This window comes from Metabacillus crassostreae (assembly GCF_016908395.1).
In the GTDB taxonomy this organism is placed as follows: domain Bacteria; phylum Bacillota; class Bacilli; order Bacillales; family Bacillaceae; genus Metabacillus; species Metabacillus crassostreae.
Map to the genome: position 1 here is coordinate 1 of NZ_JAFBDU010000011.1, position 13,149 is coordinate 13,149.

Consider the following 13,149-nt stretch of genomic DNA (forward strand, 5'->3'; position numbering starts at 1 on the left):
GAATCTAAAAAAGATGACCCCTGTTCAATACAGAGATCATCTTCTGAATGCAGCCTAGTCTTTTTTAAAATGTCCTTTACAAAGGGTACACTTTATTTGGCGCTCAGTTTTTTTGGGGTGGGGGTCAGTCCCTCGGTACTTTAAAGTATTGGAGAAAAAGCTAATTACAATGAAAATCTTACAATCTTTTAGATCTTTCTTTAGATTAAGGATATGTCCGTAACCTTGCTTGCTCTCATTGCACATTAGTCACTTGGGGCAAAGAAATCACCTTGATTTGCCTCTTTCTGATCAATTTAGTTCACATTTTAGGCAGTTTTTAATGTTTTTATAAAATGCTGCTTTTAAACAGCACTAATTTGATTGAAAAATCCTCTTTTAAAGCTTATATCTGAGCAAAAATTTATGCGCATAAAAATTTATCAGCGATTCCGGATATTTATCGGCGATTCTTCAGAATTCGACAAATATATACTTCACTAGCCTTTAACTCTTTACCAGACTGAGGGACAGTCCCCCACACAAGCAATGCCCACAAAATACTCTCAAAAAAGCAGGAATTCCTCTAACTATGTCGAAACAAAATAACTGACTAAAATATAATTGAAAGGTGTGTCTTAATGTCCAGACAACACAGACCTTGGTATGAAGGTGCTATGTATCATACATTCTCAAGAGGAAATCGAAGAGGTGACCTATTCCTAGATGACGCAGATCGGCAAAAGTATTTCAGTCTCCTACTAGAAACCCGCAAGCTATATCCTTATACTCTCCACTCTTATTGCCTCATGACAAACCACACTCACTTACTCATCGAAACAGATCAGCATCACATCGGAATAATCATGAAAAATATAAACTTCCGTTATGCCATATACTTTAATAAAAAGTACAAATTAGATGGACATGTGTTCCAGGGCAGATATGGATCAACCCTTATAGAAAGTGCTGTAAAATTCTTAAATACCACACGTTATATTCACCTTAATCCAGTAGAAGCAAATATCACTAAAAGCCCCGAGAATTACAAATGGAGCAGTTACAACTCCTACATCACAAAAACAGCAAACGAACTCATCTCAAAAAACAAAACACTCTTTTATTTTATGCCCCCACAAATAGAAAATTTTAAAAAGTACACGATTGATGAGGTGAAGGATTGAATGTTTGTCTGTCCCTCATTACGTTAAAGCGCTGAGGGACAGACAAGAGATTTCCATTAGGTATGCCCAGGAGAAACCTATAAAATAATGTTGAAGGAGGTGAAAGCAGTGGAGGAAAAACTAAACCGTATTGAAGAAATGCTACCAACTCTGATCCAAAAGGTGGGAAGATTCATGAAGATCAAGTAGCTATGAGAGTAGAACAGACGTTAATGAAGCTAGAACAAACATCAATGAAGCAAGATATCTCATCAATGAAGCAGCAACAAACAAGTTTTCAAAAAAAATTGTCGCTCATGCGTGCGTGCCGAAAATGAAAAGAGCCACCAAGGAATCATCAGCGAATAGGGCTCACTTGTAGCTGATCATGAACATACTTAGGAAAAGACTGTTCGCAATGATCGGGAAATTGCGTAAGTGAAATATCAAATTGACTTGTAATTATCCTCGCAAATTTGTCTACAGATTTTCCTTCTCAGATAAACTGCAGATATTAATAACGACAATCTACGTTAAACTTCACAAAAGAAGTGCATTCTATTTAACTAGAAGGATGTACTTCTTTTTTACGTGCTCTAATGGAGTGGATAAAGAGGAAAATGTCATTTATCTTTAGAGGTAATAGTATCCGATTAAAGGAACGAGTGCTACGAGTTTCTTATAAAAAACAAATTCGCTTTCACAAAACTTTAGTGATTTAGAAAATTGTCGGATATTTTCACTATGATATTAAGACCCTACTAAATTATAGTTGCCCATCTATTTATTTCTCCAATTCCATTTTTCATATGAAGAATATTATATGGATAGACAATAAAGTATGGTTAGAATGGTAGTATCCATTGCGAATATTCCTAACACTTCATTGCTTAATAGCTTTCATTTAAAAATCAGCAGGTTAACACTCTTTGAAAGGATAAGAAAAACACCTCCGCTAGTGCCGTATTTATTAATTCGGACCGGGAGGTGTTTTGCTTTGTCTCACACTATGGTAAGACTCTATATTTATTAAAGATTCTAATCTTATTTTAACTATGATCTATAACAGCATCTAACCAAAAACGATCATCTTGATTAGAGATTTTGTAAGTAACTTCACCTTCGACTACTGTGACTTCTTCACTAGAATAGTCATTTGTGCTAACACCTAGTTCATTTAAGTTGGAATTTAGAGCCTCTTCAGTCAATGTTGGTTGCAATACTTTCATTAAGATCTTCGTTACGTCATGAATGTGTTTACTATCAGGATCCTCTTCTACAGGGTATGATAGATTTAAAGATACCTTTTGTATTACTTTATCATTTGGATTCAACACAACTTGATAAGAATCTCCGATAGAGATTAAGCCCATCTCAACTATCTCTCCATCACCACTACTAAGTGTTTCAAATTCGGTGTTTAATTGGTAATCTACTAACCCATTTTCTTCAACAGTTTTATTCCATTGTTTAATAAATTCATCATGAGTAAGAAGAATTTCTTCCTGTTTAACTTCTTTGTCTACTTTTGTTTCCTCTTGTGAAGGCTCTTCTGCAGCAGAATTTGAATCAGTTTGTACTGAATTAGTATCATCTTCGTTTAGAGTTCCATTAGAACACGCAAGTAGTGTTGTTCCAATCATACAAGCTATTAAAATGGCTCCAGTTCTTTGTATGAAGGCTTTTCTAGTTAGTATCATATTTACACACCTCTTCATAAATTTATGTTCACAGAGAAGTATACAGAAATTATTTGTTTCTGACCAATGATCGTTATAAAAGAAGATGGTACTTGTAAGGACGTTTAATTATATTTTTGAGACATTCTTTGAAATAGTTTAGTTTGTTCCAGAATAATAGAAACTAAATTATTTGTATAGATCAGACCTGCTGTTTCAGATTTCAGTAACATATAATGGCTTATACCAATACAACTAATAACAAATTATTCCTTAAGAAAATAAACAAATAACCACAATTAACATATAATTTGAATCATGTTGGATATTGTTTCTTTCCTATTTTTTTATTTTAATTTATAGTAGAATTTTTGTGAGGTGTTAAGATGAATTCGTTTGATAAGCTACCAAGGTCAATAAAAAAGACTCTTAGATATATTAAGCAAGATGTAAAGTCTATAGAAACGTTAGAGATGTTAGAGAAAACGATTAATTCTTATATAGAGAAAAAGAGGGACGAGTTGATTAAAGAAAATAAGGGTAATCGTGGTTGATGTGTCTTTGTCACCCTACCCTATCTGAACAACCACTCGTATACTTATGTGGGTAATGTTTCAAAGTCATTTATTCCTTCTAGAGCTCATTTAGCAGTTATTATATAAAGCTTTGAGATATCTACTGACCAATTTTGTAGTGTTTGTAGGTTATTGGAAAAGGGATGCGAATCAGTACGCAGAATTTAAGTTTGCGCAAACAGACTGACCAATAGAAAAAATAAGAAAAGCTGACTCAGAAGAGCCGTGGGTTAAAGGTCTTCTGAGTCAGCTTCTTAGTAATTAAAGCATTGTCTATTAAAATGCTCTAAACTTCAAAAAATAGCCTTCACCCAAATGATTCCTGTTTCATTGTTCACCACACCATTATTTATTCAAATTGCTAAAGTTAGAAATTGATTAGGTACTCCAAAGTTATAGATGTATTCAGTGAAATATATACAAATTCCTCTAGATGTTTAAAAAAACAATAATAAGCAAACGATAAGATAAAAAGTAGAGGTGAATAAATTTGGCAGCAACAGGATCACAATCAGGAAGAATAAGCGTTATTTTCCATCATGAGGTAGAAACTGAAAAGAAAACCCTTAATTTAACTCAATTAACAGCTCTCCTACATACAGACTTAATCTTTATCGATAAATTCAAGGAGCCTAAAAAGCTTGAAAAAAAAGTCTGGACAACCCATGTGAACGGTATGGACTTACATATCTACTTAAAATAGGACATTGTAGAAGAGTACTACTAGGTTCAGTATGCTAAGAAGGAAACTTTCTAGACTTATGGAAGAACAATAAGGCAATACCTTTAGTAAAGATACTGATTTAGTTTAAAATAAAAAAACAGACGGATACATTCACCGTCTGTTCACAGTTTGATTACTTCTTAATAAAATTTTAATAACATGAAAACACTCGAAAAACAGTAAAAACAAAAAGATACCGCTCAGATCATAAATAACATCAAGTAGTCGGCCGCTCCTTGAAAAAAACAATTGAGCAACTTCAGTTGATAAAGCAACAGTAAATGAGATGGATAAAACCACCTGAATACTTCGCCATACCCAATAGATCAAAACTCCAAAGATGAAAAAGCTAAAGATATGACCTATTTTTTGAATAACATATGTAGGATCTTCTAATGTAAGATCATTACGAAAGAAATCCCATACAGGAGGATTTATAGTGAAATTAAACGTCACTTTCTGTTGTAATATAAGTAACGACAAACTCTCAGTACAAGTAGCTAAAAATAAAAAAGAAAGAAAAACCCAAAAGATCCAGACTTTCATTATGTTATCACCTCATCTTGATGATGGTCATAACATCGGTCTTTTAACCCCGAAAATGTCCATTCAAATGTGTTAGTTTCAATTTAAACACTTTTTTAATACCTTACTGCCCACTTAAAGAGTTTAGTCCCTATTTATCTAATGGTGTAAAAACTTCGGTGGAAATTAATGAGAGGAAAATATCCATTCGCTATTTCTTCCTCCTCTAATAATAAGTATAAATGATCACACGATGTATTCTCAATAAAAAACGACGGTTAGATTACATAACATTCTTCAAGAAATTACATGTAGAGTAACCTAAAATCACAAACCCAATGAAACATTTTAAATTTTATGTATTTTAAACTATATATCGAGTTGTTATCATTTTGTGAAAAAAATGTTTTTCTTTAGGTTAAGCTTTGACAGGTATACTTCTGAAATTATAAAAATGATTTAATATCAAAAAATGACAATATTGTTAATTGTATAATTAATCGATATAGAATATGTGGAAGTAAGTAAAATTCGGCAATGTAAATTAAAGTAGGTGGCATCAATTGGAAATTAGGCAGAAGAAATTACAAGAACAAAACTAAGTCTGATTATAAAAGACTAATTTTCACGTTTGAACCAAATAATTAAGAAACATTTATATGTTTTGGTACAAATTACCCAAAAATAACTGTTAAATTAATGGCAGAAAGATGATAAGATAAGTCCAGTAAGGAAGGGAAAAGTTGAATTTTCACCATATTTGTAAGAAAATGTAGAATATGTTGTAGATATTAAGATGAAAATTCATTATACTAGTTTAGTTGTTATTTTTAAATAGATTATAAATCTTGGAGGTTACCATGGAAGAAACTATCAGCTTGAAAGAGCTGTTTCGTACATTAAAGAAACGTCTCTCACTCATCATTATTATTACAGCTATTGCAACAGCAACAAGTGGAATTGTTAGTTATTTTGTCCTAACTCCTATATACCAGTCATCAACACAAATTCTAGTCAATCAATCAAAAAGTGATCAGCAAGCACTAAACGTTGGTGAAGTTCAAACCAATCTTCAATTAATCAACACATATAATGTTATTATAAAGAGCCCTGCAATCCTAGATAAAGTAATTGAGAAAGAAAATCTAGAAATTACAGCAGGAGTCTTAAATGAATTAGTTACCGTGGGTAGCGAGCAAAATTCACAGGTAGTAAACATTACAGTTCAAAATGAAGACCCACAAAAAGCAGCCGCAATTGCCAATTCAATTGCATCAACCTTTAAAGAAGAAATCTCGACAATTATGAATGTCGATAACGTAAGTATTCTAACCCAAGCCCAGGTAGGAGAGAATCCCTCACCAATAAAGCCCCAACCTTTATTAAATATGGCAATTGCATTAATCGTAGGGGTGATGTTAGGTGCTGGATTAGCTTTTTTACTTGAGTATTTAGATAACACAATTAAACTTGAACAAGATATTGAAAATCATCTTGGTCTTCCAGTATTAGGCGCAATTACAACGATTGATATGGATAGTGAAGTCAAAGAGCAGGGCAATAATCCTGCATTTACTAGAACGCGAGGTGAGTCAGTTGGCTCGTAAAGATCGTAAACAAATTTTCCAGTTACAAAATAGAAGTCTAATATCAATGACAACCCCAAAATCACCAATTGCAGAACAGTTCCGTACAATACGTACTAATATTCAATTTTCCAGTATTGACAAGGAACTACAAACAATAATAGTTACCTCTTCAGGTCCTGGTGAAGGGAAATCAACTACAACAGCTAATCTAGCTGTAGTTTTTGCTCAACAAGGGAAACGAGTTTTACTAATGGATGCGGATATGCGTAAACCAACTGTTCACTATACGTTTCGTATTGAAAATCATAAAGGGTTATCTAATGTTTTAACAAGACAGGCAACACTTGGAGAAGCAGTAAATGTGACATCACAAGATAATCTTTGGGTATTATCAAGTGGACCAATTCCACCAAATCCTTCTGAGTTACTAGGCTCAAAGGGAATGATCGCATTATTAGAACAAGCAAAAGATGAATATGACATCGTTATTCTTGATACACCTCCAGTATTAGCGGTAACAGACGCACAAATTTTATCAAATGTAGCAGATGGTGTTGTTCTTGTTGTTAGTAGTGGAAAAACAGAAGTAGATTCTGCTAAAAAGGCAAAAGAACTTCTCGAAAGTGCTAAGGCTAAAATTATGGGGGTAGTATTAAATAACAAAAAAGTACAAGATAGTCAACATTATTACTACTACGGAGAAAAATAACTATATTTCGACAAAATACTCCCCTTTTCATTGGTTTTCTACTATGATACGCTAAAGTACACAAGTTGTTATAGGTATATAGCAATGAAGATTAGTAGATTAAACCCGATATAGGGTGGGTATTTTGTTCTATTTAGGATTATTTTTTGTGAGGATTATTTCAGTAGTGTCATGTAAAAGCTTCTTTGGGTAATAAACAACTCTAATTTCACTTCAACCAAAACACGGTAAGTTAATAATTTTTAACTTTATATCATCATAGAGAGTAACTAAAATTTGCCGTTACCTCAAGATTAAGATTACAACATACATTACAATTATCACTTAGGAAAACACACATATGTATATTGTATATGTAGTCAGTTTCATTCTTTCTTCTAAGGAATTTTTTACAGGGGATATCCAAAAACAATAGAAAACTGTGCATACATTTATCAAGATGCACCATTAGAAAAAATTAGACATACAACAAAAATTCTTAACATCAAAGTAATAGAGGAAAGATTGGGAGATATAGCAAGAAGAATAGATATCTAATAAATGAACACAGTATAAAGTGTTTTTTCATTAGATATTTATTTTGTAATAAAAATTAACTTGAAAAGAAGGGATTATAATGAGTTATTCAAAGAGGGTGTCACTACTCGTAGGGCTGGATTCACTTATTGTCTTATTCTCAATTTATATAGGTTATTTTATTTTAAACCCTTATGTGAGTTATTACTCCCTATCACTGCTAACGATTAGCTCGATTACTCTGCTGATCAGTCATCATGTATTTGCGTCAATATATCGTTTGTATCATAAAGCATGGGAGTATGCGAGTGTTGGAGAATTAGTGGCAATTGTTAAGGCTATTACTTACTCTATAGCTTTAACTGCAGCTGTTCAGTTAGTGGTTAACGGCCATATCTATGTACGTGTGTTGTTTATCACATGGTTATTACATATGTGCCTTATAGGTGGATCGCGTTTTTCGTGGAGAATTGTACGAGATCGCTTTATAAAATCACAAGTGGAAACAAAAAGTGCACTTATTATTGGTGCAGGCTCAGCTGGAACAATGCTTGTTCGTCAATTATTAAAAAATAACGATAGCGGCTTAACTCCAGTGGCATTTGTTGATGATGATGAAGCTAAACGAAAGCTACAAATATATGGAGTAACTGTGCTTGGTAAAACAGAAGATATTCCAGAAATAGTGGAAAGTAAACAGATTGACCATATTATCATTGCAATTCCATCTTTAAGTAAATCAGAAATTCAGAAGATTTATCAGCAATGTAGTAAAACAAAAGCAAAAACAAAGATTATGCCAATGATAGAGGATATTGTAACAGGCAAGGTTGCTGTTAATCAATTCCGTGATGTACAGGTTGAAGATTTATTGGGACGAGATCCTGTTGAATTAGATTTAGAAAGCATTGCTAAAAAAGTAACAGGAAAAACCATTTTAGTAACAGGTGCTGGTGGATCGATAGGTTCAGAGATTTGTAGGCAGATTTGCAAATTTAAACCGAAGAAGCTTTTATTATTAGGTCATGGTGAAAACTCAATATATGCGATTGATATGGAAATCAGAAATCGATATCAGGAAGAAATAGAAATCATCCCTGTAATTGCTGATATTCAGGATCGTCATCGAATTTTCGATGTGATGGACGAGCATAAGCCTGATGTTGTGTATCATGCTGCAGCACATAAGCATGTGCCATTGATGGAATATAACCCAAAAGAAGCTGTAAAGAATAACGTACTTGGTACAAGAAATGTGGCAGAAGCAGCAGATACATTTGGTGTTGGTACATTTGTACTTGTTTCTTCTGATAAAGCTGTAAACCCAACAAATGTAATGGGTTCAACAAAGCGTATTGCTGAGATGGTAATCCAACAGCTAGATAAATCAAGTTCTACTAGATTTGTTGCCGTTCGATTTGGAAATGTTTTAGGTAGTCGTGGGAGTGTTATTCCGCTATTTAAGAAACAAATTCAAGCTGGGGGACCTATAACGGTTACACACCCTGATATGACAAGGTATTTTATGACGATTCCAGAGGCTTCAAGACTTGTGATGCAGGCAGGAGCACTTGCACGTGGAGGAGAGATCTTTGTTTTGGATATGGGTGAGCCGGTTAAGATTGTTGATTTAGCGAAAAATCTTATTCGCTTATCTGGTTATACAGAGGATGAAATCGGTATTAAATATGCCGGAATTCGCCCTGGTGAGAAGATGTATGAAGAACTTCTTGGTGAGAATGAGGTTCACAGTGAAGAAGTGTTTCCAAAGATCTTTATTGGGAAAACAGTTGAGTTTGAATATGGAAAAGTTAGTGAATTAATTGAAAATCATGACACATATGATAATGGTTATATAAGAGAATATGTGCTTGGATTAGCGAATAAGAAAGAAGAACTATTAGTAAAAAATATTAATTAACCTTGAGGTGAGGGCATGCAAAAGGTAAGAAAAGCGATTATCCCTGCAGCTGGGCTAGGAACAAGGTTTTTACCAGCTACAAAAGCACAGCCTAAGGAAATGTTACCAATAGTAGATAAGCCAACGATACAGTATATTATAGAAGAAGCTGTTGCATCAGGCATTGAAGATATTATTATTGTGACTGGTAGAGGCAAAAGAGCAATAGAAGATCATTTTGACAAATCATATGAATTAGAAGAAACGCTTGCTAAGAAAGGGAAGTTAGAGCAACTCGAAGAGATACAGACAATTTCAAAGTTAGCGAACATTCATTATATTCGACAAAAGGAGCCCTTAGGATTAGGTCATGCGATTGCATGTGCAAGTCGATTTATTGGTGAAGAGCCATTTGCAGTTCTGTTGGGAGATGATATTGTTCATTCGCCAAATGAGCCTTGTTTGAAACAGTTAATTGATGTTTATGAGCGGTATAATTCTTCTGTTATTGGTGTTCAACAAGTTCCAGATCACGAAGTATCTAAGTATGGTGTTATTTCAATTAGCAATGGTGAGATTGAAAAAAATATATTTCAAATAGAGGATCTAATTGAGAAACCAAATATAAGTGAAGCTCCTTCTAATTATGCAATAATGGGACGTTATATTTTACGTCCTGAGATTTTTAACATTCTTATTGATCAAGTTCCAGGGGCTGGCGGAGAGATTCAACTAACCGACGCAATAAAGTCTATGAATGAGAAGCTAAGAGTGGTTGCTTGTCAGTTTGATGGTCAAAGGTATGACGTAGGGGATAAATTTGGCTTTATTAAGGCTACAGTGGAGTTTGCTTTGGAGAGGGAAGATTTAAAGGTTGAACTTTTTGAATATCTAAAAAACGTTATTAAAAAAGGGGACGCTGTTCAGTAGTTGAAAGAGTATCATTAATAAAATTTAACCATTTAGGGTTCGCATATTCGGTATAAAGCTGAGGATGAATTGATTAATTCTAATAATTTGTTTTACATGATGGGAATTAAGTTAAATATCCAAAAGTATATTGGTGTAATTATAGCATTTAGAAAAAAGGTTATTCCTTTTTTCTAGATGCCTTACAGAATTTTTCTTAGGAATGAATAGTCGTTGATGGAAAAATCACTATTTATAATTATGAGTTGCTTAGTGATAGAGATTCTTAAGGTTCGTAGTGAATTGTTAAGTTTAGTGGATTAGTAGTTAGTTGGATAAGTATGATTTTAATTCCAAGTAAGTACTAGTAGACTAAAAAATAATATAAATAATAAATAAAAATTATTTGCACTAAGTATAGTTTATTAGATGAATATAGATTGGATAGTTACTCTCGTATATATTAGATTCAAGTAACCATAAGCAATTGCCATCTAAAATTCGCCCTACATCACCTATGTTAGCTCGCTATAAGGGTAGAATCTGATTTTATAGTTTGTTTAAGAAAGTTAATGCTTTAACTGGTTTATAAAAAATTAATGATTGGATTGTGGAATGAATGTATATGAAAATCAAAAGGTTAATAGATATTCTTTTTTCTTTAATAGGATTAATTATTCTTTCTCCTTTTTTTGTAATAATTATTTTAGGAATTAAGCTAGGTTCGAAAGGTCCAGTGCTATTTAGACAAAAGCGTGTTGGAGTTAATAAAACATACTTTAATATCTTGAAGTTTCGTACAATGAGAATAGATACTCCAAAGGATACACCAACGCATCTCTTAGATAATCCAGATAAATATATTACTAAAATAGGAAAGTTTCTAAGAAAAACTTCGTTAGATGAACTGCCGCAAATTTGGAACATACTCGTTGGGAAAATGAGTATAATTGGACCAAGACCAGCATTATGGAATCAGTATGATTTAATCTCTGAACGTGATAAATACGGAGCTAATGACATACGACCGGGATTGACTGGTTGGGCACAAATTAATGGTAGAGATGAACTAACTATTGAGGTTAAAGCAGAGCTCGATGGTTATTATGTCAAGAATATTGGTTTACGTATGGATATTAAGTGCTTCTTAGGAACTATCTGGAGTGTTGTTATGAGTAAAGGTGTTGTAGAAGGTGATACAACCTCAAAGGCAGAAATCCCAAATACTAAGGAGAATTGAATTAAGTGAGAAATATATTAATTACAGGGATCAATAGCTATATTGGTAAAAGCTTAAAAATATGGTTAGAAAAATATTCAGATAAATATTTTGTTGAACTAATCAGTCTCAAAAATGATAGATGGAAGGAAACAACTTTCACGGATTATGATGTTGTATTACATGTAGCTGGAATTGCCCATGTATCAACAGATCCAACAATGGAAGACATATATTATAGAGTCAACCGTGACTTAACAATAGAGGTTGCTGAAAAGGCTAAGGCTGAAGGAGTTAGTCAATTCATTTTTCTGAGCAGTATCATAGTATATGGTGATAATGAAGAAGTTATCGATAAAAACACAATACCTATGCCTAGTAATTTTTACGGTAAAAGTAAGCTACAGGCAGAAAGGGGTTTAGAAAATTTAGAGACTGATGCATTTAAGGTTGCAATTTTAAGACCACCGATGATATATGGTAAGGGCTCAAAAGGAAACTATATAAAACTTTCAAAATTAGCTCAAATACTACCTTTTTTTCCGAATGTTAACAATCAACGTAGCATGCTTCATATAGATAATTTATGTGAGTTTATTCGGTTAATAATTGAGAATGAAGATGCTGGACTTTTCTTTCCTCAAAATAGTGAGTATGTTAAGACGAGCGAATTGGTGTATATAATAGCTAAAATACATGGAAAAAAAATTAAACTTGTAAAAATATTTAATCCTATTCTAAAAGTAATGGGAATTAAGCTAAACTTGTTGAATAAGGTATTTGGAAATTTAGTCTATGAGAAAAGCATCAGTATATACAAAGATTATTATCAAATTAGGGAATTCCAAAAATCTATTGAACTAACAGAACTGGAGAATGAGGATTAATGAAACTTAATCGAGATAAGAATATAGACGAGGATTTAGTATCAGTTATTATGCCTGCTTATAATTGTGGTGAGTTCATAGGCTTTTCCCTGGATTCTGTTATAGATCAAACATATCGTAATTGGGAAGTTATAGTTGTTGATGATTGTTCAAAAGATAATACAGAGGAAATAATTAAGGAATATATATTAAAAGATAGTAGGATTAAATACTACAGACTACCAACAAACTCTGGAGCTGCATTAGCAAGAAATAAAGCAATTGAGCATGCGAGAGGGAAATATATAGCATTCTTAGATAGTGATGATGTTTGGAGAAATGATAAACTTACTAAACAAATAACTTTTATGAAACTAAACGACTATAATTTTACTTGTACTAGTTACTCTAAAATTGATGAACTAGGTAACGATCTTAATAGAATAATCAGAACAAAAAGTAGACGTGATTATGAGGGAATCTTAAAAACTTGTCCTGGAAACTCAACCATCGTTTATAATGCAGAGCAACTAGGTAAGTTTAAAATTCCAAATATAAAAAAAAGAAATGACTATGTACTGTGGTTACAAGTTATAAAAAAGGAAAAGTATTTATATGGTCTTGAAGAATCTCTTAGTAGTCATAGGATTAGGTCGAATGCAATATCTAGCAAAAAATCAAGTTTAATAAGTTATCATTGGAAAGTATATAGAGAGATAGAAGACTTATCAATAATGAAATCATGCTTTTTAATTATGTACTGGGTTTTTGCTACATTATTTAAATTGAGATAGTA

General features: G+C 32.8%; 12 protein-coding genes. 10 read left to right on the forward strand and 2 right to left on the reverse strand.

All coding sequences use genetic code 11. The annotated features are described in order from the left end of the window. Positions 1–620: 620 nt before the first annotated feature. A complete protein-coding gene (locus JOC75_RS21100) occupies positions 621–1,163 on the forward strand; it encodes a transposase (protein ID WP_204955957.1) in 543 nt (180 codons plus the stop codon). Positions 1,164–2,191: 1,028 nt separating this feature from the next. On the opposite strand, the gene JOC75_RS21105 is transcribed toward JOC75_RS21100, so the two are convergent. After that, a complete protein-coding gene (locus JOC75_RS21105; RefSeq protein WP_204955958.1) occupies positions 2,192–2,842 on the reverse strand; it encodes a hypothetical protein in 651 nt (216 codons plus the stop codon). Between the two features lie 365 nt (positions 2,843–3,207). On the opposite strand from JOC75_RS21105, the gene JOC75_RS21110 reads away from it, so the two are divergent. Next, positions 3,208–3,375 carry a LytR family transcriptional regulator gene (locus JOC75_RS21110; protein WP_204955959.1) on the forward strand — a complete coding sequence of 56 codons (168 nt, stop codon included), beginning with the start codon at positions 3,208–3,210 and terminating at the stop codon, positions 3,373–3,375. 511 nt (positions 3,376–3,886) lie between these two features. Continuing rightward, positions 3,887–4,099 carry a hypothetical protein gene (locus JOC75_RS21115; protein WP_204955960.1) on the forward strand — a complete coding sequence of 71 codons (213 nt, stop codon included), beginning with the start codon at positions 3,887–3,889 and terminating at the stop codon, positions 4,097–4,099. 132 nt (positions 4,100–4,231) lie between these two features. Here the strand turns inward: JOC75_RS21115 and JOC75_RS21120 are convergent, their stop codons facing one another. Continuing rightward, on the reverse strand, positions 4,232–4,666 hold the full coding sequence (locus JOC75_RS21120; RefSeq protein WP_204955961.1) for a VanZ family protein: 435 nt from the start codon (positions 4,664–4,666) through the stop codon (positions 4,232–4,234). 839 nt (positions 4,667–5,505) lie between these two features. Here JOC75_RS21120 and JOC75_RS21125 point away from each other — a divergent pair. From JOC75_RS21125 to JOC75_RS21155, 7 genes are all read left to right on the forward strand, one after another. Then, positions 5,506–6,252 (forward strand): YveK family protein, encoded by a 747-nt coding sequence (locus JOC75_RS21125; protein WP_204955962.1) that lies wholly within the window; start codon positions 5,506–5,508, stop codon positions 6,250–6,252. After that, positions 6,242–6,943, forward strand: a complete 702-nt coding sequence (locus JOC75_RS21130) for a CpsD/CapB family tyrosine-protein kinase (RefSeq protein ID WP_420828044.1) — start codon at positions 6,242–6,244, stop codon at positions 6,941–6,943. Before JOC75_RS21125 ends, JOC75_RS21130 begins: the two co-directional genes overlap by 11 nt. A gap of 616 nt (positions 6,944–7,559) precedes the next feature. Further along, a complete protein-coding gene (locus JOC75_RS21135) occupies positions 7,560–9,380 on the forward strand; it encodes a polysaccharide biosynthesis protein (protein WP_204955963.1) in 1,821 nt (606 codons plus the stop codon). A gap of 15 nt (positions 9,381–9,395) precedes the next feature. Beyond that, positions 9,396–10,289 carry a UTP--glucose-1-phosphate uridylyltransferase GalU gene (galU, locus tag JOC75_RS21140; RefSeq protein ID WP_204955964.1) on the forward strand — a complete coding sequence of 298 codons (894 nt, stop codon included), beginning with the start codon at positions 9,396–9,398 and terminating at the stop codon, positions 10,287–10,289. A 598-nt stretch (positions 10,290–10,887) separates the two neighbouring features. After that, the gene (locus JOC75_RS21145; protein WP_204955965.1) at positions 10,888–11,508 is read left to right on the forward strand and encodes a sugar transferase; all 621 of its coding nucleotides are present in this window, start codon (positions 10,888–10,890) and stop codon (positions 11,506–11,508) included. Between the two features lie 5 nt (positions 11,509–11,513). After that, positions 11,514–12,374: an NAD-dependent epimerase/dehydratase family protein gene (locus tag JOC75_RS21150; RefSeq protein ID WP_204955966.1), complete on the forward strand. Its 861-nt coding sequence runs from the start codon at positions 11,514–11,516 to the stop codon at positions 12,372–12,374. After that, entirely contained in the window at positions 12,374–13,147 is a 774-nt protein-coding gene (locus tag JOC75_RS21155; protein WP_204955967.1) for a glycosyltransferase family 2 protein, read from the forward strand. The genes JOC75_RS21150 and JOC75_RS21155 overlap by 1 nt, the downstream gene beginning before the upstream one ends. Positions 13,148–13,149 lie beyond the last annotated feature (2 nt).

Bases quoted from the DNA above. Each gene is read 5' to 3' on its own strand.
- JOC75_RS21100 (WP_204955957.1), top strand. From the start codon at position 621: ATGTCCAGACAACACAGACCTTGGTATGAAGGTGCTATGTATCATACA.
- JOC75_RS21105 (WP_204955958.1), bottom strand. From the start codon at position 2,842: ATGATACTAACTAGAAAAGCCTTCATACAAAGAACTGGAGCCATTTTA.
- JOC75_RS21110 (WP_204955959.1), top strand. From the start codon at position 3,208: ATGAATTCGTTTGATAAGCTACCAAGGTCAATAAAAAAGACTCTTAGA.
- JOC75_RS21120 (WP_204955961.1), bottom strand. From the start codon at position 4,666: ATGAAAGTCTGGATCTTTTGGGTTTTTCTTTCTTTTTTATTTTTAGCT.
- JOC75_RS21125 (WP_204955962.1), top strand. From the start codon at position 5,506: ATGGAAGAAACTATCAGCTTGAAAGAGCTGTTTCGTACATTAAAGAAA.
- JOC75_RS21135 (WP_204955963.1), top strand. From the start codon at position 7,560: ATGAGTTATTCAAAGAGGGTGTCACTACTCGTAGGGCTGGATTCACTT.
- galU (WP_204955964.1), top strand. From the start codon at position 9,396: ATGCAAAAGGTAAGAAAAGCGATTATCCCTGCAGCTGGGCTAGGAACA.
- JOC75_RS21145 (WP_204955965.1), top strand. From the start codon at position 10,888: ATGTATATGAAAATCAAAAGGTTAATAGATATTCTTTTTTCTTTAATA.
- JOC75_RS21155 (WP_204955967.1), top strand. From the start codon at position 12,374: ATGAAACTTAATCGAGATAAGAATATAGACGAGGATTTAGTATCAGTT.